This window comes from Klebsiella sp. KE9456 (assembly GCF_043832615.1).
Classification (GTDB): domain Bacteria; phylum Pseudomonadota; class Gammaproteobacteria; order Enterobacterales; family Enterobacteriaceae; genus Klebsiella; species Klebsiella indica.
Map to the genome: position 1 here is coordinate 1 of NZ_JBDYQK010000002.1, position 23,098 is coordinate 23,098.

At 50.6% G+C, this 23,098-nt stretch carries 19 protein-coding genes and 2 rRNA genes; 12 read left to right on the forward strand and 9 right to left on the reverse strand.

The genetic code is table 11. The features are described from left to right. The 3 genes from ABK821_RS02240 to ABK821_RS02250 form a co-directional block, all read left to right on the forward strand. Nucleotides 1-239 (forward strand): 23S ribosomal RNA (locus ABK821_RS02240); the annotation flags it as partial. Between the two features lie 192 nt (nt 240-431). Beyond that, nucleotides 432-547 (forward strand): 5S ribosomal RNA (gene rrf, locus ABK821_RS02245). Nucleotides 548-1,473: 926 nt separating this feature from the next. After that, the gene (locus ABK821_RS02250; protein WP_138361788.1) at nt 1,474-1,791 is read left to right on the forward strand and encodes a hypothetical protein; all 318 of its coding nucleotides are present in this window, start codon (nt 1,474-1,476) and stop codon (nt 1,789-1,791) included. 40 nt (nt 1,792-1,831) lie between these two features. On the opposite strand, the gene ABK821_RS02255 is transcribed toward ABK821_RS02250, so the two are convergent. The 3 genes from ABK821_RS02255 to ABK821_RS02265 are packed head-to-tail and all read right to left on the reverse strand — an operon-like array spanning nt 1,832 to nt 6,749. Then, the gene (locus ABK821_RS02255; protein ID WP_343178665.1) at nt 1,832-2,956 is read right to left on the reverse strand and encodes an ABC transporter permease; all 1,125 of its coding nucleotides are present in this window, start codon (nt 2,954-2,956) and stop codon (nt 1,832-1,834) included. After that, complete coding sequence (gene rbbA / locus ABK821_RS02260) at nt 2,956-5,685, reverse strand: ribosome-associated ATPase/putative transporter RbbA (RefSeq protein WP_343178645.1); 2,730 nt, start codon at nt 5,683-5,685, stop codon at nt 2,956-2,958. The genes ABK821_RS02255 and rbbA overlap by 1 nt, the downstream gene beginning before the upstream one ends. Next, entirely contained in the window at nt 5,682-6,749 is a 1,068-nt protein-coding gene (locus tag ABK821_RS02265) for an HlyD family secretion protein (protein WP_142503074.1), read from the reverse strand. Before ABK821_RS02265 ends, rbbA begins: the two co-directional genes overlap by 4 nt. A 536-nt stretch (nt 6,750-7,285) precedes the next feature. Here ABK821_RS02265 and ABK821_RS02270 point away from each other — a divergent pair. After that, complete coding sequence (locus tag ABK821_RS02270; protein ID WP_138361791.1) at nt 7,286-8,686, forward strand: diguanylate cyclase; 1,401 nt, start codon at nt 7,286-7,288, stop codon at nt 8,684-8,686. Between the two features lie 28 nt (nt 8,687-8,714). Here ABK821_RS02270 and trpS read toward each other — a convergent pair whose 3' ends face one another. The 5 genes from trpS to ABK821_RS02295 form a co-directional block, all read right to left on the reverse strand. After that, nucleotides 8,715-9,722, reverse strand: a complete 1,008-nt coding sequence (gene trpS / locus ABK821_RS02275; RefSeq protein WP_138361792.1) for a tryptophan--tRNA ligase — start codon at nt 9,720-9,722, stop codon at nt 8,715-8,717. 205 nt (nt 9,723-9,927) lie between these two features. Further along, on the reverse strand, nt 9,928-11,172 hold the full coding sequence (gene mtr / locus ABK821_RS02280; RefSeq protein WP_343178646.1) for a tryptophan permease: 1,245 nt from the start codon (nt 11,170-11,172) through the stop codon (nt 9,928-9,930). Between the two features lie 139 nt (nt 11,173-11,311). Continuing rightward, nucleotides 11,312-12,700: a tryptophanase gene (gene tnaA, locus ABK821_RS02285; protein WP_138361794.1), complete on the reverse strand. Its 1,389-nt coding sequence runs from the start codon at nt 12,698-12,700 to the stop codon at nt 11,312-11,314. Nucleotides 12,701-12,822: 122 nt separating this feature from the next. After that, nucleotides 12,823-12,918 carry a tryptophanase leader peptide gene (tnaC, locus tag ABK821_RS02290; RefSeq protein WP_138361795.1) on the reverse strand — a complete coding sequence of 32 codons (96 nt, stop codon included), beginning with the start codon at nt 12,916-12,918 and terminating at the stop codon, nt 12,823-12,825. Nucleotides 12,919-13,254: 336 nt separating this feature from the next. Next, on the reverse strand, nt 13,255-14,037 hold the full coding sequence (locus ABK821_RS02295) for an NAD(P)H-dependent oxidoreductase (protein ID WP_138361796.1): 783 nt from the start codon (nt 14,035-14,037) through the stop codon (nt 13,255-13,257). Nucleotides 14,038-14,124: 87 nt separating this feature from the next. Between ABK821_RS02295 and ABK821_RS02300 the strand changes: the two genes are divergently transcribed. Beyond that, on the forward strand, nt 14,125-15,033 hold the full coding sequence (locus ABK821_RS02300) for a LysR family transcriptional regulator (RefSeq protein ID WP_138361797.1): 909 nt from the start codon (nt 14,125-14,127) through the stop codon (nt 15,031-15,033). Further along, nucleotides 15,027-15,446 carry a FosA family fosfomycin resistance glutathione transferase gene (locus tag ABK821_RS02305; RefSeq protein ID WP_138361798.1) on the forward strand — a complete coding sequence of 140 codons (420 nt, stop codon included), beginning with the start codon at nt 15,027-15,029 and terminating at the stop codon, nt 15,444-15,446. The genes ABK821_RS02300 and ABK821_RS02305 overlap by 7 nt, the downstream gene beginning before the upstream one ends. A gap of 347 nt (nt 15,447-15,793) precedes the next feature. On the opposite strand, the gene ABK821_RS02310 is transcribed toward ABK821_RS02305, so the two are convergent. Continuing rightward, on the reverse strand, nt 15,794-16,699 hold the full coding sequence (locus ABK821_RS02310; RefSeq protein WP_142503069.1) for a LysR family transcriptional regulator: 906 nt from the start codon (nt 16,697-16,699) through the stop codon (nt 15,794-15,796). Nucleotides 16,700-17,177: 478 nt separating this feature from the next. Between ABK821_RS02310 and ABK821_RS02315 the strand changes: the two genes are divergently transcribed. The 6 genes from ABK821_RS02315 (at nt 17,178) to ABK821_RS02340 (ending at nt 22,993) form a co-directional block, all read left to right on the forward strand. Continuing rightward, complete coding sequence (locus ABK821_RS02315) at nt 17,178-18,500, forward strand: citrate:proton symporter (RefSeq protein WP_343178647.1); 1,323 nt, start codon at nt 17,178-17,180, stop codon at nt 18,498-18,500. Nucleotides 18,501-18,559: 59 nt separating this feature from the next. Next, nucleotides 18,560-19,903, forward strand: a complete 1,344-nt coding sequence (locus tag ABK821_RS02320; RefSeq protein ID WP_343178648.1) for an acyclic terpene utilization AtuA family protein — start codon at nt 18,560-18,562, stop codon at nt 19,901-19,903. Next, on the forward strand, nt 19,900-20,199 hold the full coding sequence (locus ABK821_RS02325; RefSeq protein ID WP_142503066.1) for a hypothetical protein: 300 nt from the start codon (nt 19,900-19,902) through the stop codon (nt 20,197-20,199). Before ABK821_RS02320 ends, ABK821_RS02325 begins: the two co-directional genes overlap by 4 nt. Before the next feature lie 295 nt (nt 20,200-20,494). Then, the gene (atoD, locus tag ABK821_RS02330; RefSeq protein ID WP_142503065.1) at nt 20,495-21,151 is read left to right on the forward strand and encodes an acetate CoA-transferase subunit alpha; all 657 of its coding nucleotides are present in this window, start codon (nt 20,495-20,497) and stop codon (nt 21,149-21,151) included. Next, on the forward strand, nt 21,151-21,798 hold the full coding sequence (locus tag ABK821_RS02335; RefSeq protein ID WP_142503064.1) for a 3-oxoacid CoA-transferase subunit B: 648 nt from the start codon (nt 21,151-21,153) through the stop codon (nt 21,796-21,798). Before atoD ends, ABK821_RS02335 begins: the two co-directional genes overlap by 1 nt. Before the next feature lie 10 nt (nt 21,799-21,808). Beyond that, nucleotides 21,809-22,993, forward strand: a complete 1,185-nt coding sequence (locus ABK821_RS02340; RefSeq protein WP_185929289.1) for an acetyl-CoA C-acetyltransferase — start codon at nt 21,809-21,811, stop codon at nt 22,991-22,993. The last annotated feature ends 105 nt before the right edge of the window (nt 22,994-23,098 follow it).

The following is a 23,098-nucleotide window of genomic DNA, read 5'->3' on the forward strand; positions in this document are numbered from 1 at the left end:
CCGGAGTGGACGCATCACTGGTGTTCGGGTTGTCATGCCAATGGCACTGCCCGGTAGCTAAATGCGGAAGAGATAAGTGCTGAAAGCATCTAAGCACGAAACTTGCCCCGAGATGAGTTCTCCCTGAGACTTAGAGTCTCCTGAAGGAACGTTGAAGACGACGACGTTGATAGGCCGGGTGTGTAAGCGCAGCGATGCGTTGAGCTAACCGGTACTAATGAACCGTGAGGCTTAACCTTACAACGCCGAAGATGTTTTGGCGATTTGAGAGACAATATTCAGCTTAGATTCAGAGTCCGAAGGATTTTGCGCTGAGACAAGGCGGCAAACGCAGCGACGGAAGGAGCATACACGGGTATGTGACTGACGCTCGCCAGAGCAGCCAACGCAGTATCAGCGCAAAAGACACAGGACAGAGCACAAAGAATTTGCCTGGCGGCCGTAGCGCGGTGGTCCCACCTGACCCCATGCCGAACTCAGAAGTGAAACGCCGTAGCGCCGATGGTAGTGTGGGGTCTCCCCATGCGAGAGTAGGGAACTGCCAGGCATCAAATAAAGCAAAGGGCTCAGTCGAAAGACTGGGCCTTTTGCTTTTTGTCGTCTAAGCCCATCCTGACGAATGGGCTTTTTCGTTAAGGATAATAAAAAATGGTTAGGGATGCGGTCAGATCTGGCTGACTAAGTGTTGTTGCCCCATATTTTCAATATGCCACAACATTTTTGCTTTCAGATACCTTCATATTCTGTTGTCTGAATGCTGAGGAGAGGAAACTTTACCCCTGGCAGTTCGATTAAAAGGTGGCAAATTAATGAAAGGGTTGCCACTGGTTGAGATCTTACTTTAGCTTCTGGAGTAAAACTAACGGATTGTGACTGATAGAACAACGCCTACCTGTTGTACTGCTATCAGTAACAGGCAACTTCATGAGTTATACGGTAATCATGGGTATGATTTTGATAAAAATAATTTATATCATTCACTTCGGGCGGTAACTAAAAGAGCCAATGCTGTGGCGATGCAAGGCAAAAGCTATTCTCAGACATGGTCTTTAAGAACAACATCATTGCTTGAAACTAAATAATAATATTAATTTAATATATAAAATACAATGGGTTACCTTATGGTGTTATTATTTTTTAGTTCTGATAGTGAATGAATATATAGGGAAAAGTCTTAATGTTGAATGTGAATACGGTGTGGCTTATTTTAAGTATAATTATTTAGTTACGATAATATAATTATATTAACAAATGGCGACAATACCCTCGCTTAATGTAGAACAATGGCGTAATGGCTGGACTTTTTCAGACAAATGTCTTAGTGTCCTTAACACTTTGTTAACTCGATCGGATTCAGGTTAATTCAAATCTGATAAAACATAGGAAGCATCACCTGTATGGCGGTGAATCCGATAACGTCTTTTGACGACTGATGTATGTCACCGGCTGGCAATATGAGAATATAGAATATAAATGAAAATTTTGATCAACTGTCCTCCTCTGCGCCAACTGATAATTTATATTCAGGAGCGTTTCACCTTTCTGGTTTTGCTCTGCTGGCCTGCGATTATCTGGCTGGTCTGCCGGGTGCTGGTATGGCTGACGGATGGCGTTATGACTCTGCTGGGAAAGCCTGTAGATCACTCATTTACCGTGTATCTTCAGCCCTTTATGACGCTAAATACGTTGCTGCGAATCTCAGTCAGTTGGGTGCTACTGTTGTTTATCTTATTCAGCATGGCAATGGGGTTCACCTGGCTGCTGCGCCGCTTTATGAACCGTAATAAATAACGCAGATACCACTACCTGATATTGCAATAACGGTACTGGCTCATGCCATTGCACCGATGGTCTTACGAAAGCGCAGTAGCGCAATCGTAAAAAACACACTACCAATAGCCAGAAGCGTCAGAAACTGCGGCCAGACTATTGCGAAATCCGCACTCCGATACAGAATCGCTTGCGCGAGGCTGACAAAATGGGTTGTCGGCATGGTGAGCATGATGTCCTGCACCGCCTGCGGCATACTTTCCCGCGGCGTTGATCCCCCTGAGAGCATCTGCAACGGTAAAAGGACCAGAATCATCAACAAACCCAGTTGCGGCATTGAACGCGCCACCGTCCCCATAAAAATGCCAATCGAGGTGGTGGCAAACAGACTCAGGGCCACCCCCAGCATAAACAGCGGTACGGAACCTTCAATCGGCACTTGAAGAACCCCCTGAACCATCAATATCAGGGATAGACCGGAAACGACCAGCACGACCAGCCCCATTGACCATATTTTCGCCAGCATAATCTCAAACGGCGTGACCGGCATAACTAACAGATGTTCCACGGTGCCGTGTTCACGCTCGCGTATCAGCGCCGAACCGGTAAGAACAATCGCCAGCATGGTGATATTGTTGATAATCGCCATTACCGCACCGAAACGTTCTTGTTCAAGGTTCGGATTAAAACGCATCCTGACGTTCAGCTCAACCGGCAGCGAGCTGTTATTCCGATAGCGAGCGACAAAGCTATTTACCTCACCAGTGACGATATTCTGAATATAGCTATTACCGGTAAACGCCTGACTCATTCGCGTAGCGTCAACGTTAACCTGTAGCTCTGGCTGGCGTCCGGCCAGCACATCGTGCTGAAATTCGGGCGGAATATTAATGGCGAAAGTGTAGCGCCCGGCATCCAGGCCCGCGTCCATTTCATCAGCGGTAATGAGTTCAGGCGGTAAAAACCAGGGCCGATAAAAGCCGTTAATAATACGCGATGAGAGCTGGGATTTATCCATATCAGCGATGGCGATAGGGGCTAAATGCAACGATCCGGGCATCACGGTGGCGGAGGAGTATACCGAGACGGTAAAAGCGAATACGATTAATGTCAGCATTGCTTTATCGCCTAGCAGACTGCGTAGCTCTTTCACGCCCAGATTATAAATATTGCGTAATCCGCGCATCATCCCTCCTGTTTTTTCAGCAGCCATACGCTCAGGCCAAGCACCAGCGGAACAGCAATGAGCAGAGGTATAAAGGACATCCATAGATCTGTCAGATTCAGCGCCTTCGAAAACGTCCCCCGCACAATCGTCAGAAAGTGGCTGGTTGGATAAATTTGACCAATCCAGCGGCCTGGCCCTTCCAGCGAGGCAACGGGATCGATCATTCCTGAAAACTGCGTCGCCGGGATAAGCGTGATGATCGCGGTGCCAAAAATCGCCGCAATCTGGCTTTTCATAAAGGTTGAGATCAGCAGGCCGAGCCCGGTAGCAATAGTGATATAGAGCAGCGCGGCCAGCATGAGAGTCAAAAAGCTCCCTTTATGCGGCACGCCAAAGACAAATACCGACAGCCCGCAAAGCAGAAAGAAGTTGAACATCCCCAGAGCGATATACGGCATCTGTTTACCCAGCAGAAATTCGCTACGGGTGGTTGGCGTCACGTATAAATTAATTATTGAGCCAAGCTCTTTTTCGCGAACGACGCTAAGCGCGCTGAGCATCGCCGGGATCATCATCAATAGCAGTGGAATAACCGCCGGGACAATGGCTGGCAGACTCTTCACATCCGGGTTATAGCGGTAACGGGTTTCGATGGAAATCAGAGAAGTATCGCGCTTGGGGCTCGACTGACGAGCAGCCATTTCCTGTAGCCAGGCCAGATGCATTGCCTGCACGTAGCCGCGTATTGTTTCCGCCCGGTTTGGCATCGCACCATCCACCCACACGCCAATTTGCACCGGCGTACCCCGGGCGATATTGCGGCCGAAATTGGGCGGAATCTCGATAGCCACCGCCAGTTCGCCGTCGCGCATTCGTCTGTCCAGTTCGCTATAACTTTGCAACGGCGCTTGTTCAATAAAGTAGCGTGAGCCGGTGATATTTTGCGACCAGCGTTGGCTACTGATGGTCTGGTCACGGTCGAGCACCGCGAATCGCAGATCTTCAACGTCCATACTGATCCCATAGCCCATAATAAACATCAGGATCACGGTGCCGAGCAATGCCAGGATCGATCGTACCGGATCGCGGCGTAACTCAAGCGCCTCGCGGCGACTGTAGCTAAACAGGCGGGACAAGCTAAATGCCTGACGCGGTTGCGGCATTTCGTTTTTAAGTGCATTAACAGGACCCTGTGCGCGCTCAACCTCTGGTGGCCGGGCGGCGTCTGCTGCCTCCCGTAGCCAGGCGATAAACGCTGCTTCGAGGCTATCCGTTCCACGCTGTTCGACCAGTGCCTGCGGCGTATTACTGGCTAACACCTTCCCGGCATGCATAAGCGAAATGCGATCGCAGCGTTCCGCTTCGTTCATAAAGTGGGTGGAGATAAAAATCGTCACCCGATCCTGACGGGCTAAATCGACCATCAGTTGCCAGAACATATCCCGGGCAATGGGATCGACGCCGGAGGTCGGTTCATCAAGAATTAACATTTCCGGGCGGTGAATCACCGCTACCGCCAGTGATAATCGTTGACGAATCCCCAATGGCAGTGAGGCGGGCAGAGTATCCACAACGTCTTCCAGCATAAAGCGCCGGCTCATCTCAGCAACCCGATCGGGGATCTCGATATCCGGAATATGGAACAGGCGAGCATGCAGTTCGAGGTTTTGCCGGACGGTCAGCTCGCTATAGAGGGAAAAGGATTGCGACATATAGCCGACACGACGACGGGTTTCGATGTCCTTAGGATCCACTGGCTGGCCAAACAGCCACGCTTCGCCTTCGCTGGCCGGTAGCAGCCCGGTCAGCATTTTCATGGTCGTGGATTTACCGCAGCCGTTAGAACCGAGGAAACCGAAAATTTCGCCACGGGCGATGCGAAAGTTAACATGATCAACGGCGATAAAATTACCGAAGCGCATCGTCAGATCGCGAGCTTCAATTGCAATGTCATTCTCCCCGGCGTTGCGCGGCGGAATGAGCACCTCTTTATGCGCCCGGCGCTGCGTCTCCGGCAACAGAGCAATAAAGGCCTGCTCCAGCGTCCGGCTCTCCGTTTGGGCTTTTAATTCTTCGGCGCTGCCGGTCGCCAGTATCTCTCCCGCATTCATCGCGACCAGCCAGTCAAAACGTTCCGCCTCTTCCATATAGGCGGTGGCGACCAGTACGCTCATTTCCGGCTGACGCTGGCGAATGCTGTCGATCAAATCCCAGAATTGTGCCCGGGAGAGGGGATCGACCCCGGTAGTGGGTTCATCAAGGATCAACAACTGCGGATCGTGAATAAGCGCGCAGCAGAGACCAAGCTTTTGCTTCATCCCTCCGGAGAGTTTCCCTGCCGGACGGTCGCGAAACGGCGTCAGCCCCGTGCTGTGCAGCAACGCATTGATCCGGCTTTCGCGTTCGGCCTTGTCATGACCGAATAAGCGGGCAAAGAACTCAATGTTTTCGTATACCGACAAGGAATGATAGAGATTCTTCCCCAGTCCCTGAGGCATCCAGGCGATTTTGGGACACACATTCAGACGGTGACGCGCATCGTGCATGTCACCGCCGAGAACCATGACGCTACCATGCTCAATCACTCGCGCACCGGAAATCAGCGATAGCAGGCTGGATTTACCCACGCCATCAGGCCCGATCAGCCCCACCATACCGCGGGCGGGAATATTCAGCGTAATGTCCTTTAGGGCGACGGTGGCGCCAAAGTGCTGACTCACATTTTCCAGGCTGGCGACCGTTTTCATCGCGGCACCCTCACCGTCAATGCTTCGGGCCACGTCTGCTGGTTATCCAGCCTTACCCAGGCCATGCCGGGCAGGCCCGTTTTCACATACTCAAGATGCTGTACAAGTAATTCAGGCGGAATGCGGGCTTTGACGCGAAACATCAGCTTCAGCCTCTCGTCGCGGGTTTCTACCGTTTTTGGGGTAAATTGCGCTACGCTGGCGACAAAACTGATATTGGCCGGAATGACCAGATTCGGTGCGGCATCAAGGATAATCCGCGCTTCGCTGCCCAGCGCCAACAGACCTGCCTGTTCAGTGGGCAGGAAGAAGGTCATATAGACATCGGACAAGTCGACCATATTTAGCACCCGACCACCTGCTGCCAGCACTTCTCCCGGCTCAGCAACGCGATACTGAATACGGCCATCGCGCGGTGCTTTAAGTTCGCTATCGTCAATATCGGCGATGATTCGACGTTCGGTGGCCTGAGCTGCTTCGACCCGGGTTTTGGCCTGAATAATGTTGGTTCGCGCCGCCTCGATAGCCGCTCTGGCCGCTGACACTTGCGCTTTTGCTGATTCCAGCGCTGCCCTGGCGCTTTCCGCTGTCGCCCGATCGTCGTCAAGCTGTTGAGCGGAGACTGCGCCGCGTTGTGATAGCGTGCTGGAGCGAGCGTGGCGTTTGGCGGCGGAATTTAATTCGGCCTGGCGTTGCTTCACCACTGCTTCGGCGGCGCGCATTTCGCTTTGGCGCTGGTCGAGCAGCGCTTTGGCAGCGGCGATTGCGCTTTCCGCTTCCTTAATTTGTGCGGAGGCTTCCAGGCGCTGTTCGTTGAGTACCCGGATATCCATCCGGGCCAGGACTTCGCCCTGGCGGACAAACTGTCCCTCATTAACCCGAATCGTGGCGATACGTCCGGCGGTTTTTGTGGCGATGTCGACTTCGGTCGCCTCAATTCTGCCATTGCTGCTGGCAAAACCTGCCGGAACCCCTGGCGGGCGTAGCATCCACCATGCCGCGGCGGCTATCACCATCAGTAAAGCCGCAGTGAATCCAACCCAACGCCGTTTGATTTTGTCCATACACGACTCGCTTTGTTCCATTTGCTGAGTGGCGCGTGTTTCTTCTTCGCATAGTGAAGTACTGTCTCTTCAGAGAAGTGAGGAATGAAGGGAAGGGCCAGTCGGCGCAGGGGGGCTGAGGAACTGCTAACCGGTCAGAAGGAGGTGCGATTAATGTGGTCATCATCAGCAATCCTCGCCTTAAATGAAACACGCATATTTTTTCTACCGTCAAGGCAAGACTAGCACCCGCAATAAATATGTCCATATGCAAAGCATGGACTTGTTGCAAGGTTAACAGAAAAACAGCAGAAGAAACCGGGAGCCAATATTCCCCATGATATTTATTGAGATTACGGCTCCGGGCGTCAGTTCATTTTATCTTCGTATCGATAAGCAATGCCTTCATGGCTAATAACCAGAGGATATTATTGGTGGCTGGCTGGCTGGCTGGCTGGCTGGCTGGCTGGCGCATTTTTAATCTGGTTACCCTGGGTGAACTGTTGTATGATCTCCGGCCCTGAAAATACACTAACGCCTGGCGAGTGCTGTATTCAATGAAAGATGAAAGTCAAAAATATATTGCCCTTATTTTTAAGGAGTGGTTGCCGTTGTACGACAGCCTGACGCCGGAAGTGAAGTCGGTACTTAAAAATATTGCGGGGCAGCAGGCGGAAGCGTTAGCGACCCGTTTTTATGACTTTATTTTCCAGGATCCGGATATCGCACGGTATCTCACCTATGATTTAGTCCAGGAGCGGCTCAGTAGCTCGCTGGCCGGGTGGGTGAAAGACCTCCTGACATGTGAGAAAGCGGGCCTGCAGGCGCTGGCGGAACGGCAGTACCTGATCGGCAGCATTCATTCGCGCATCGGGATCCCGGCAGAGGCCGTACTGCGCGGCGCGCGTCAGTTGAAGGCCGGATTGATTGAAACTATCCGCGATAGCGCCATTGACCGTGAAACCAGCATCGCCGCCATCCACTACGCCAGCATGGCGATTAGTATGGCGATAGAGATGATGTGTCATGCTTATACTTTATCGCACTCTCGGGCGACAAAAAATGAAGAGGCTTACCGCCTGTATAGTCTGATGGATAACGTGCCGCTGGAATACGGAAAACAGCAGGCTTCACTCTCCGGATGGGAAAATACCGCTATTTTTAATATTGTCAGCGATAATAAAACGGATATTAACAGTACGTTATTGTCTGATTCGGAGTTTGGTTTGTGGTTCCGCCATAAATGCGTGCGTTATTTTAATAAAAATCCGCAAATGCAAGAAATCGCTGACTTAATTAACAAGGTGGATACTCTGTTATCCGCCTGGAAAGCCTCGGTGGAAGGCTCAGACTATAAAAATACCCAAAGTCTGTTACAGGGTATCCATATCCATTGTCAGCAGATTGGCAGCCAGCTCGCTGTTCTCTTTAGCAGTTTAACGCAGATGCAAGGTGGCAAAGATGCGCTGACCAGCCTGTTGAACCGCCGTTATCTGCCGGTGGTTCTCAAGCATGAAGTCGCCCTGGCGATGAATTATGAGTTGCCGATGACGGTGGCCATTATTGATATTGACCATTTCAAAGAGATCAATGATCACTGGGGCCATATGGTAGGCGACCGTGCGATCAAGCTCGTCGCGGAGCTCATCAGCGATAATATCCGCTCCAGCGACTATATCTTCCGCTACGGTGGCGAAGAGTTTCTGCTGGTGCTGGTGGAGACCGGTGCGGCGGAAGCTTTTACGATTCTCGATCGTCTGCGCCAGAAAATTAGCCAACTGGCGTTTGACGTTGGTGCGGAGAGCGAGGTTTCGCTTACCGTCAGCATTGGCTACGCCGCCCACACCGGTCATCCGGATTACAATCTGCTGCTGCGCGACGCCGACAGCGCATTGTATGTTGCCAAGCGCAATGGGCGCAACTGCGTGAAATTGCACGAAGGCGACAGCGGTCATTAATCCCGGTTTTCGTCTGCGCCCGGGGCGTTCAGAACAGCACCGGTAATCCAAGGCCGCGTTTCACTTCATACAGCGTCTGCTGTGTTAACTGATGCGCCCGCTTGCTTCCCTGGCGCAGCAGTTCCAGTAGCATACCTTTATCCTGAATACAGGTTGCCCGACGTTCACGCATCGGCGCCAGCAATGCCTGAAGACAGGACTCGAGTTCATTTTTGCATTGTCGGTCCCCCAGCCCTCCACGCTGATAGTGCGCTTTCATGTCTGCAACCAATGCCTTATCAGGATGAAAGGCGTCGAGATACGTGAAGACAACGTTACCTTTTGTCTGGCCGGGATCGGCGACCCGGAGATGATTGGGATCGGTATACATGGCGCTGACCGTACGATGAATCTCCTCTTCGCTGGCCGAAAGCGTGAGCGTATTTCCCAGCGATTTCGACATCTTGGCATTGCCGTCGATGCCGGGCAGACGGCTGACTTCGCTGAGGAGGGCTTTACAGTGCCGCAATATCGGTGTTGTCGTCAGGCTATTCATTTTGTGCACGATCTCGTTGGTCTGTTCAATCATTGGCAGTTGATCGTCGCCCACAGGCACCAGCTCGGCTTTGAAGGCGGTGATATCGGCGGCCTGACTAATGGGGTAGGCTAAAAATCCGACCGGCAGCGAACGGGAAAAGCCCTTCTGGGCGATTTCATTTTTAACCGTGGGATTACGCTCGACGCGGGAGACGGTGACGATATTCATGTACAGCGCGCTGAGTTCGGCCAGTGCCGGCAGGGCCGATTGCAGGCAGATGGTGGTTTTCTGCGGGTCGATGCCGACGGCCAGATAATCAGCCATCACTTCAAGAATATTGCTGCTGACTTTTTGTGGGTTATTACCGTTATCGGTGAGCCCTTGCAGGTCCGCAATCAGGATAAATTGTTGATGGTCATGCTGAAGCTGTACGCGCTGGCGCAGGGAGCCGACGTAATGGCCGAGGTGCAGTTGGCCGGTGGGACGATCGCCGGTAAGAATAGTTTGTGTGGTGGTCATGAGTCACTCCTTACGGTGTAATCAGGCCGAAAGGCGCCACTCAGAAACAGCAAAGCCGCCTTCCGGCGGCTTTGAATAGAGGAAACGTAATCATGCCGCCTGTTATACAGGCAGCCACCAACGACGCGAGTAGGCAACGACAACGTTTCTGTTCATAACGGTTATCCTGCCACGAAAAGTGAGGGCAGTAAAAGCAGTTTTTCACTTAGCGATAAACCGGCATCAGGTTAACGCTGGATAAAATATGAATTAGCGCGTTGACGCCGCCAAAGCATAAGATCAGCAGAATCATGGCATTACCGCCCCATACCCGATAGTTTGGGCTGCCGAAACGCCGACGTGAGGTACGCGCCAGCAGAGCAGGTACGATAGCTGCCCAGACGGTGGCGGCAAGACCAGCGAAGCCGATGGCATAGATAAAACCGTTTGGCCACAGCAGTCCGCCGACGATTGGCGGCAGAAAGGTGACCAGCGCGGTTTTAAAACGTCCCAGTCGACTATCGTTAAACTTAAACAGATCCGCCAGATAATCAAACAGGCCGAGAGTCACGCCAAGGAACGAACTGGCGACGGCGAAGTTGGAAAAAACGGTCAGGAGTAAATCCAGCGTCGAACTGTTCAGCAGACCGCTTAAGGTTTGCACCAGTACATCGATATTGCCGCCTTTCGCGGCGATATCGATAAACGCCGGGCGCGGAATATTGCCCATAGTGCCCACCAGCCAGATAATATACAGCACCAGTGCCATCAGCGTACCGAACAGCAGGCAGCGGCGAATGATGAGCGGGTCTTTACCGTAGTATTTCATCAGGCTGGGGACGTTGCCGTGATAGCCAAATGATGCCAGGCAGAACGGCAGCGTCATTAGAACATAAGGCAGATACGTCGCATTGGCTTCCGAGCGGTTGAACAGAATGGCGGGTTCAACATGCCACATCAGGCCGCCAAAGGTCATAAAGAAGGTTATAATTTTGGCACCCAGAACGATGGTGGTCATCCGGCATACCGCTCTGGTACTGAGCCAGACAATAAAGGCGACCACCAGCGCGAACCCCAGGCCGCCTAAGCGCGCTGGTACAGCGAGATTTATTTGCGCGAAAGTATGCTGAATAACTGAACCGCTGGCGGAAATATAGGCGTAGGTCAAAATATATAATACAAAAGCGACGGTCGCACCATTAATAATATTCCAACCGTTTCCCAGTAAATCTTTGGTAATTGTGTCGAAGCTGGCGCCAATATGATAATTCAGATTCGCTTCCAGGATCATTAATCCGGAGTGAAGCATACAAAACCAGGTTAATATGAGCGCCAGCAGCGACCAAAAAAACCAGGCTCCGGACATCACCACTGGTAAAGAGAACATACCCGCGCCAATAATTGTACCGCCAATGATCATCGCTCCGCCAATGAGCGATGGCGTATTTTTTGTAACCGATAATGTAGCCATAAGGTGTATTCCTCATGCGGCTATATTTATTAAATAACAGGCTGCGCAAACAGCTACCCGGACGCAACCCGAGTGATTGAGGGTATTGGTACTGACTTGTGATTAAAGGCGCTCCCGTTGCGGGAGCGCTATGGGGAGGTTATTTCACCGGCTTCAGTCTGGCGACGAAGTGGCGCAGTACCGGTGGTTCATAGGTGAAGGTCAAGCCCTTAATCGTTGCGGCACGGGCCTTAACGGCGAGCAGCGCGTCAGCGATATAGTCCATATGATCGTTAGTGTAGACGCGGCGCGGAATGGTCAGACGTAATAGCTCCATTGGCGACGACTTCTGCTTGCCGGTTTCCGGGTCGCGCCCCAGCAGCAGGGAACCAATTTCCACGCTGCGAATTCCGGCCTCCAGGTAGAGTTCGTTGTTTAAGGCGTGGGCCGGGAACTGCTCTGGCGGGATATGTGGTAGCAGTAGTTTGGCATCGACGAACACCGCATGGCCGCCGGTCGGATACTGAATCGGAATGCCGCTTTCACGCAGGCGTTCGCCAAGGTATTCCACCTGGTTAATACGATAAGCGAGATAGTCCTCGTTGGTCCCTTCTTCCAGGCCGATAGCCATTGCTTCCATATCACGTCCCGCCAGTCCGCCGTAAGTGACAAAGCCTTCCATCGGCACGCAGCGAATGCGCACTTCGTTGAATAACGCTACGTCATCGCGGAAGCAGCACAACCCGCCAATATTGACCATCGGGTCCTTCTTGGCGGACATGGTCAGCATATCGCCGTACTGGTACATCTCCAGAATAATCTCTTTCACCGACTTATCGGCATAGCCCTCTTCACGTTGTTTAATAAACCAGGCGTTTTCGCAGAAACGGGCTGAGTCGATCACCACCGGAATATTATTCTGACGAGCGATCTGATACACCTCGCGCATATTGGCCAGCGATACTGGCTGGCCGCCTGAGCTATTGCAGGTGACGGTCGTAATGATTGCCACCACGTTTTCCGCACCCTGCTCGGCGATGGTCGTTTTCAGCAAATCGATGTCAAAATTGCCTTTCCAGTCATACCAGGAGGTGGTGTCGAAGGCTTTCGGCGTCACCACGTTAATGGCTTTTGCACCGTTGAGTTCGACGTGAGCGGCGGTGGTATCGAAGTGGAAGTTAGAAATAAATACCGGATGCGCCGACTTGCGGCGGGCAATCAGGCTCGGGAACAGGATCTGCTCCGCGCCGCGTCCCTGATGGGTTGGAATGGTGTATGGATAGCCGATGATCTCTTTGACCTTTTCACACAGGTGCTGATAGTTGCGCGACCCGGCATAAGCTTCGTCGCCCATCATCAGCCCGGCCCACTGGTGGTCGCTCATGGCGCCGGTACCAGAGTCGGTTAACAGGTCAATATAAACATCCTGACTATTAAGCAAAAACGGATTGTAGCCCGCTTCTTCCAGGGCTTTCACGCGATCGTCAAAGGTGGTCATACGAATGTTTTCAACCATTTTAATGCGGAACGGTTCAGGGATACGTTTCATTTATTTTCTCCATGGGAATGCTGTGCCGCGTTTAGTTATCTGGCGACAAATAACAGGCGCGACAAATAACGACTAAACGCAGTAATAAATTAATTTTTCAGAGAGTAAGCAGCAGCGGAGAATTAACGAGGGAAGTCGTTGGTGATGCGGTGATCCAAATTATACCAGTCGTCCAGGCCACCCTGGGCGATGAGACGATAAATCGATTTAGGTATCATTACATCGTCCTCTTGTTGGTTAAAGGGTGTAATCAAAATAGGGAAAAAGGAAAAAATAACCGCGATTGAAATCACAAAATGTTATTTATCGATAAGCACAGTGACAAACTTTGACATTCATCGTGTTTCTAGCAGCTTTGATTATCTGGTTGGTTCGTTATGGTTTTTTATTTCTTTGATTGCGGTTGTATGTATTATTTAGTGTATATGTTCAAAAAATAATTCGGGTCGCCCTCGGCTACGGTGACCCGGCTCATCCCTGAGCCTTGCCTTTTTGAGGCCAGCACAAGCGTTGTGCAAACGGTTAATCGTTTTGTCCTGCAACTTGCAGAAAGATCACTTGTGGCTGAGATGAATGCTAAGGCCGCTTTCTCCCGGCGCCAGTTCCGGGCGCAGCGTTAACGACGGGATCAGATAGTCGCCCTGATTCTGGCGGCGGAAGGGAATCGGAGCGGTTTCGGATAACGTATCCAGCCGTCGGGCCAGTTCCTCGCACAATGTGGCGAAGCGTGAATCGTCTATTTTATTTGTACGGTAAAATACCAGCGGTGGCAGTACGTCGAAGCCAGGATAGAACAGGATTCCGTGCTGAATAGGGAACAGGATGTCGTCGATAGAGCCGTTAATCCCCCGAGACGAGTAGTGCTCCGCCCACCCTCCAGCGGTAACGATCAGCATCGCCCGTTTGCCCGCGAACGTCCCTTCACCGTAGCGATCGCCCCAGTGTTTTTCGTTGTGCTCGCCGACGCCGTAGGCAAACCCGTAAGCGTAGACCCGGTCAATCCAGCCTTTCATGATAGCGGGCATAGAAAACCACCACAGCGGAAACTGAAAAATCACCGTATCGGCCCACAGTAGCTTCTCTTGTTCGCGAACGATATCCTCGCGTTGTGTACCATGAGCGAAGGCGTATTGCGAATCCAGCGTCGCTCGCCAGCACGCCCCCACCGGCGGGGCGCTGCTGTCATCGGCATCAAATCCGGCCTTCCAGCGCATGGCGTAAAGATCGGAAACCTGAACTTCGTGACCGGCATTGTGCAGACGCTGCACGGCAAAATCTTTCAACGCGCCGTTAAGGGAACGCGGTTCAGGATGGGCATAAACCAGTAACACATTCATTGAGAGCACCTCTGAGCAATGGAGAACTGCAGAGTAGAGTGGCTGGCGTTATAGTAAAAATGAATTACTTTAATAACAGGTATAGTTATGTCTAATCTCCAGCGTCTGGATCTTAATCTGCTCCGCACTCTTGATGTCCTGCTCAGTGAAAATAATGTGACCCGTGCGGCGCAGCGCCTTAATTTGTCGCAGCCGTCGGTTAGCGTGCAACTGGCAAGGTTGCGTGAAATATTTGCCGATCCTCTGCTGCTGCCTGGGCCGCGGGGTATGCAGCCCACCGCTCGCGCCGATGAACTACGCGGTCCTCTGCGCGATGCGCTACTGGCGCTGGAGCTGGCAGTGACGCCAGCTCAGGGGTTTGATCCGCAGACAGCGGTGCAGACCTGGCGAGTGGCGGCGACGGACTATATGGCATCGGCAATTTTGCTACCGGTGATTAATGCGCTGCGAATTGCTTCCCCGCTCAGTCGTCTGGCGGTATACAGGCTGCAACCTTCCCGGCTGATACAGCAGGCGGAGCGAGATGAAGTGGATCTGTTTTTTCATACTCACGATGGCGCGCCGCCGGGACTACATCAGCGTTTGTTGTTTCGTGAGCGCTACGTGCTGGCGGGCAGAGTGGGGCATTGGGCTCTGCAATCTGCGTTAAGCCTGGAACAGTTCTGCCAGCTGGAACAGGTGATTGTCTCGCCGGAAGGCGGAGGATTCAGCGCCGCGACTGATAGCGCACTGGCCAACCTGGGGCTAACCCGCCGGGTTGTGCTTTCTGTGCCACATTTTCTGTTTATGCTGGAAACCCTGCGCAATAGCGAGCTGGTGGCGGTGCTGCCGGAACGGCTGGTCCGTGGCGCTGGCGGCCTGACGGTGGTCGAACCGCCGCTGGCGGTGGCGGGATTTGATATGCTGATGCTGTGGCATGAACGCTGGCACCGTGACCCGGCGCATCGGTGGCTACGTCAGCAAATCGTGATGTCATTAGAGGATAAGCCATGTTAAGCGGATTGAATCATCTGACCCTGGCAGTCAGCCAACTGGCACCAGCCATTATGTTTTATCAGCAGCTTCTGGGTATGAGATTGCACGCGACGTGGGATACCGGTGCGTATCTCTCCTGCGGCGATCTCTGGCTGTGTCTGTCGCTGGATCCGCAACGGCGCGTTCCCCCGCCGGAGGAAAGCGACTACACACATTATGCGTTTAGCATAGCGGAAGAGGATTTTGCCCGCTTTGCCGCCCGCCTCGAGGTTGCTGGCGTGGCGGTATGGAAGGTGAATAAAAGCGAAGGGGCATCGCACTACTTCCTCGATCCAGACGGTCACAAGCTGGAGTTGCACGTTGGCGATCTCGCCAGGCGTCTGGCGTCCTGCCGGGAGAAACCCTATAAGGGGATGGTGTTTTTTGGGGAGTGAATGGATGAAAACAACGTAGGGACAATATCAGAAAACATGGATTTGTTTCGCGTTGGCGGTGTTGATCTTTGGCCTGGCGCTTTTACTGACAGGAATGCTATGAAAGTGGAAATGAGGTCATTTGTATTATTAGCGCACGGAGGTGAACAGTGATCGAACTTGAACTGAGAAAATTGAGATGCTCACTATGGAGTGTATAAATACAAAGTATAAGTTGTACATTCCGACGTGATGTTGCGCTTAGGTTTTCAATTAAAGTATATGGTGTTAATAAATACTAACCTCAGGAAAAACTATTATTATTTGATGTTCAATAAACAGGATAAATATTCCTGCAGTCTGGTTGGTCAACTTACTGAACGTGGCATAAAACACTCTGCTTTAGTCAGCAAAAGATCATAAAAATCTTTGGCGCATTGTGACAGTTGGCGTTCTTTATCTGTTACCAGATAGATACCGCGCTGTAACGATAAATCACGGAATGGGACGATAGCAATGTCCTTATGTTGGAACTGAAACAACGTCAATCCCGTGACGATACTAACGCCATAGTTAGCCGCTACCAATCCCATCATGGTTGTCAACTGACGCACTTCCAGCACATAGTTAAAACTGTGTGGCGTCATCAGTTGATCAGTGTACTGGCGGATGCTGGTCCCTTGAGAGAATCCAACAAATGTGTATTGTGCAACTTCTGAAACATCTACATTCTGTCGTTGTGCCAGCGGATGAGTTCTGTGGCAAATAAGAAAAAAATCATCAGCAAACAGCATACGTGACCTAAAGGTTCCTGGAGAAGGTTGACCGGCCATCAACGCCAGATCAGCGTGTTTGTCCAGAATTGCTTTCAGGCAGCGATCCCATTGTGTATCCAGTAGTTCCACTTTAATATCAGGATGTTCATGGTGATGTTGAGCCAGCACCTGTGGCAACCATTCCACGGCCATAGACGGTAATAACGCGAGCACAATTTTGCCTTTATAACCAGTGGCATAAGTTCTAATTTCATTTTCTGCATCGTCATGGGATTGAATTAGTCGTCGCGCAACTTCGATAAAATGAATACCGTTGGCATTTAATTGCACCTTGCGGGTATCACGATCGAATAAGCGATAACCAATTTCGTCTTCAAGAGTAGCGATCAGTGCGCTAAAAGCAGGCTGTGAAAGGTTTATTTTATGCGCTGCACGAGTAAAACTTTGAGTTTCCGTTAAGGTAATGAATGCCCGTAATTGTCTAATGGATAAATTCATAACACCTCTATCTGAAATCAAACCTTCAACATTGTCGGATATTAAAATACTCATTTACTGCAAGTAACTTATTATGTTTTTATGATCGGTGCCTCATTTATTAAATCTTACTTGTCAGCAAGATGGAAGAGATAAAGATGATATTTTCAACACATGTCACATCCACGGAAGGTCAATAAGCGTAATTTTCTTCATGATTACACATAAAAAACATTTAGTTACCTATCCATATGAAATGCTTTACTAGTTATCTGTTTGACAAATAAAATGCATGCATTTTTATTTCAAATAAATCTATTCTGATTATGAGTTAGTCTGTTGTCATTCTGGATGGTAAAAAAGATCAGCCAACAATATCTGTTCTGGGATATGCGTTGATTCTGGTTTGTTATGAAAACGATATTTACTTACATCTTATTTAAATAAACGCAACAATCAACGGCGCAACGGTAATAAATAGAATAGAGAGGAGTGCTTTATGTTAGCGTTAATCGGTGTGCTTACCATTGCCACCCTTTTATTTTTCATCATGACCAAAAGAATGTCCCCTTTGGTAGCATTAATTGTCATTCCGATTGTCGGTGCATTGCTGGCAGGTTGTGGTACCGACACAGCAAAATATGTCGTTGATGGTATAACCAAACTGGCACCTATGGCAGCCATGTTTGTGTTTGCCATTTGTTTTTTTGGTGTGGTTACGGATGCGGGAATGTTTGATCCTATTATTCGCGGTATTTTGCGCATGGTAGGTACCAGCCCAGTTAGAATTATCATTGGTACCGGCGTTTTGGCTTTACTGGCTCACCTGGATGGTAATGGTGCGGTTACCTTCCTGATCACCATACCGGCCATGTTACCTCTGTTCAATAAACTGGGCATTGATAAGCGTATTCTGGTCGGCATCACTGCATTAAGCGCAGGTGTTAATTTTCTGCCCTGGACTGGCCCGATGATTCGCGCTTCTGCTGCGCTGAATATCTCCACCCACGATCTGTTCATTCCACTGATTCCGGCTCAGATTTGCGGTTTGGTCTTTATGGTGCTGATGGGCTACTACTGGGGTAAAAAAGAGGAAAAACGCCTCTGTCTGGCGAGGGGGAATTTACCTGATAGAGGCACTGCATCATTTAACGTACAAGAACATGTGAAGGAATTGACTGACGAGGAGAAAGCCTTACGTCGTCCGCATATGTTCTGGATTAACATCGTGTTAGTTTTGTGCGTGATTGGCACTATGGTGTTTACGAAGATATCCCCCACAGTCGCTTTTATGGTCGCACTGACCGTGGCGCTGATAGTGAACTACCCTAATGTAGAAATGCAGAAGGCGCGTATTAATGCTCACGCCAAAGCCGCATTGATGATGGCCAGTATCCTGTTCGCCGCAGGTGCTTTCACTGGCATCATGGGCGGTGCCGGGATGCTTAAAGCGATGTCCGAAGCGGCCGTTGGTTTTGTCCCGCCCTCACTGGCTTCTCATATTCCATTCGTTGTTGGTCTGATATCCATGCCACTCAGCCTGGTATTTGATCCGGACTCATATTACTTCGGCATCATGCCCGTGATCGCACACACCAGCGAAATGCTTGGCGTACCTGCCATCCAGGTTGCGCAGGCATCTGTATTGGGGCAAATGACGACTGGCTTTCCCATTAGCCCGTTGACGCCAGCCACCTTCCTGCTGGTTAGCCTGGCGGGCGTCGATTTAGCCGATCACCAGAAATTCTCAATTCCCGTGCTCTGGGCGGCTAGTGTCGTCATGACAATTGCCTGCGTCATCTTTGGTGTCTTCCCTCTTTAGTCAACCTCGTCGACAACGACATCGATATAAGAGTTGTTTTAAATACAGAAGGTAATGCTATGAAAACTATCCGTATTGGTTCCGGTGCAGGCTATGCCGGAGATCGCATCGAGCCCGCGCTTGAATTGGCTCAGAAAGGCGATATTCAGTATCTCGTTTTTGAATGTTTGGCTGAACGAACTATTGCTATTGGCCAAAAACACAAAAAGCAGAACCCGGAGATGGGTTACAACGAACTGTTGGCAGACAGAATGTATGCGATATTACCGACCTGCCTGGAAAAAGGTATCAAAATAATTACCAATATGGGTTCTGCAAACCCAACAGCGGCCGGAAAGCGTGTATTGGAAATCGCCCGGGAGTTAGGCGCGAAGCAGTTGAAAATCGCGGTGATTACTGGTGATGATGTTCATCCTGTGCTGATTCAAACCGATGCGATACTGGATGATATTGGAAAACCCGTATCATCATGTGGGAAAGAGATTCTCTCCGCTAACGCCTATATGGGCGCCGATGCAATGGTGCAAGCCCTGCGTGACGGCGCAGATATTATCATTGCTGGACGCGTCTCCGATCCGTCCTTGTTCCTGGCTCCGATGATGTATGAATTTAACTGGGCAGCGGACGACTGGGAACATCTGGGCAAGGGTACTTGTTTAGGACATTTGCTTGAATGCGCCGGACAGATTACCGGCGGCTATTATGCTGATCCGGGTTTCAAAGACATTCCGCATCTTGAACGCTTGGGTTTCCCTGTTGCGGAGATCGATGAAAATGGTGACGCGATTATCACTAAGGTGCAAGGCTCCGGTGGTCGTGTATGTGTTGATACCTGCAAGGAGCAGATGTTGTATGAAATCCACCGTCCCGACAGTTATATCACGCCGGATGTGGTTGCCGATTTCACTGCTGTTACTTTTACCCAGGTGGGTGAAGATTGTGTACGTGTTCAGGGAGCCACTGGCCGAGCCAGGACCGATACTTTGAAAGTATCGGTCGGTTATCTGGATGGCTTTATCGGAGAAGGCGAAATATCGTACGCTGGCCCAGGTGCTGTGGCACGTGGTCGTCTGGCGCTGGATGTCGTTAAAGGCCGTTTCGAGCTTTGCGGCTTTGTACCATATGAAGTACGTTTCGATCTTATCGGCATCGATGCTTTGCACGGTACCCGACTCTCTCAGAGCAGCGAACCATATGAAGTGCGCGCCCGCGTTGCGGCACGTTGCGCCACACGTGCTGAAGCGGTGAAAGTGGGTAACGAGGTCGAGACGTTGTATACCAACGGTCCGGCAGGCGGCGGCGGTGTGAATAAAGGCGTCAAAGAGATCCTGGCAATGGATTCCACACTACTAGCCCGCGATCGGGTTACCCCGATGATTAATTACCTGGAGATTAACTCATGAAACTGCGTGAAATCGCCCACTCCCGAACTGGTGATAAAGGCAATACCTCAAATATTTCGCTGATTGCTTACCGCACGGAAGATTATGAGAAAATTAAGAAAGCTATTACGGCTGAGAAAGTGAAAGCCTGGTTTGCCGATATTGTCACTGGCGACGTGGTGCGTTATGAATTGCCTGCGATTGGTGCGTTGAACTTTGTAATGTACGGTGCATTGGGGGGCGGCGTAACTCGCTCTCTGGCGCTGGATATGCATGGTAAAGGGCTGAGCGCTGCTATCCTTGATATGGATATTTGATACCCGCGATATCCGATCGCTGACAATGATATCTATACCCTAAATAATTCGAATTGCATAAAGGCGGCAAACGAGCGAGTCCCCAGTCACTTACTGAAGTAAGTGACTGGGTGAGTGAACGCAGTCAACGTACATGCAGCTTAAAGTATGACGGGTATATGGCACGCAATAAATGAATTAATATGGGCAGGTTTTCCTGCTTATATTAGGAAGTCATTATATCGGAAAGTACGTTGAAATTGTTGCCCGCTTTTGGTGAGGCAGCGTATTGTCCGTGTGAAGGAGTGACTAAATAATGAAAACCAAAATTATTGATGCGGGTTATTTCCATTCTTGCTTAAAGGATGGAATGACCATTATGTTCGGTGGCTTTATGGGTGTAGGTACTCCGGAATTATTAGTGCAGGAAATTATTAAATCCGGTGTCACCCATTTAACCCTGATAGGTAATGATACCGCTTTTCCCGATACCGGCGTTGGCCCATTAATAGCTAACGGTCAGGTAAAGAAAATCATCGTGTCACATATCGGGACTAACCCAGAGACGGGTAAGCGTATGCTCGCTGGTGAAGTGGATGTTGAGCTGGTGCCTCAAGGAACGCTTGCCGAGCGTATACGTTGTGGCGGCGCTGGGCTTGGTGGTTTTCTTACCCCAACTGGAGTGGGTACTGTAGTCGAAGAAAATAAACAGAAAATTACCATTAATAACACCACATACTTATTAGAGTTACCTTTACGTGCCGACCTGGCACTCATTCAGGCAAGCATCTCTGATACCAGTGGAAACCTTGTTTATCATCTCACTGCTCGTAATTTTAATCCTCTTATTGCTCTTGCTGCAAATACTGTAATTGCACAATGCGAGCAGGTTATTCCTGTCGGTCAATTAGCGCCGGAATGTATTGTGACGCCAGCAGCACTCGTTGATCATATATACATGGAGGAATATTAATGGACGCAAAATCGATTATTGCACGCCGCGTTGCCATGGAGTTAAAAGATGGGGATGTTGTCAATTTAGGGATCGGTTTACCCACTAAAGTGGCGAACTACGTACCAAATAATATTGAAGTCACCTTCCAGTCGGAAAATGGTTTTCTCGGTTTAGGTGCCACCACTGAAATCAATACTAATCTGGTCAATGCTGGTGGACAGCCTTGCGGCATGGTTCCGGGCGCAGCCATGTTTGATAGTGCATTTTCCTTTGCATTGATCCGTGGTGGTCATGTGGATGTATGCGTCCTCGGTGGCTTACAGGTGGACGAGCATGCCAACCTGGCTAATTGGGTTGTACCTGGAAAAATGATACCGGGCATGGGAGGAGCCATGGATCTGGTAGTGGGGGCCAGGAAAGTGATAATCGCACTTGAGCACTGCGCGAAGAATGGTACCCCGAAGCTACTGCACAAATGCACTTATCCGCTTACGGCGGTCAACAGAGTTAGCATGGTCATCACTGAACTGGCGGTATTTGAATTTATTGACCAACAAATGGTGCTGCGTGAAATTAGCCCGGAAATCACTCTTGACGAACTACGCCAGAAAACAGAAGCCAGGTTCATCCTCTCCGACAATCTGCAACTGTTAAAAGTCCACTGAGGAGAAAATGATGAATTTGAATAATTCTGTCGTTATTGTTAATGCCAAACGTACTGCTATTGGTAAATTTGCTGGTAGCCTGGCAAATATCCCAGCGGTGGAACTGGCTGCTGCCACGATTAAGGATGGGCTGTCGGCACTGCCTCAAGGTCTGCAGATCGACGAAGTTATCCTGGGTAACGTACTGAATGCCGGGCTGGGGCAAAATCCGGCGCACCAGGCGAGCCAGGCGGCAGGGCTTGGGTTTGAAACTCCCTCATTTACGGTTGGTAAAGTGTGTGGTTCTGGCCTGAAGGCCGTGGCCCTTGGGGCCCAGTCCATTGCCGCTGGTGATAATCAGGTTTGCATTACTGGTGGTATGGAAAACATGAGCGCCGCCCCTTACCTGTTGAAAAAAGCGCGCCAGGGATACCGTATGGGCGATGGAAAACTGGTGGATTCGATGATAACGGATGGCCTGTGGTGCGCCTTCAATGATTATCATATGGGCATCACGGCGGAGAACATTGCTAAACGCTACGGCTTTACTCGTGCCGATCAGGACAGCGTTGCGCTGGTATCGCAGCAAAAAGCTATTGTTGCACAGACCAGCGGTCGTTTCGCTGCCGAAATTACGCCCGTTACGTTGCGTATGAAGAAAGAAACCCGCTGGTTCAGCAAAGATGAGTTCCCGCGTGCCGATACCACGCTGGACTCACTTAGCACGCTGCGCCCGGCCTTTCTGCCCGACGGAACCGTAACTGCAGGAAATGCTTCCGGTATTAACGATGCGGCAGCTACCCTGATCCTGATGCGTGAATCCGAAGCGCGTCAACAGGGGATAGCGCCATTCGCTCGTATCCTCAGTTGGGCTTCTGCAGGGGTGCCAGGCGAAGTGATGGGGCTGGGGCCGATTCCCGCTACTCAGAAAGCGCTGCTGAAAGCGGGCCTGACAATACAAGACATTGATTTAATCGAAGCTAACGAAGCGTTTGCCGCTCAATATCTGGCGGTACAACGCGAGCTGGGGTTAGATCCGGAGAAGGTTAATGTTAACGGCGGTGCTATTGCATTGGGCCATCCGATCGGAGCCAGCGGCGCGCGCATTCTGGTGACGTTGATCCACGCGCTACATAGCTACGATAAAACGTTGGGCCTGGCAACGCTATGTATTGGTGGCGGTCAGGGTATTGCAATGATTGTGGAACGCCTTTAAAGCAGTAGATGAATATATCCAGTATATAACCATGAGCGCACCCGTCTGAATTTAACCTGCCTGGGTTCAATTAAATACCGGACTCAAACAGGTTAATTACCTGAC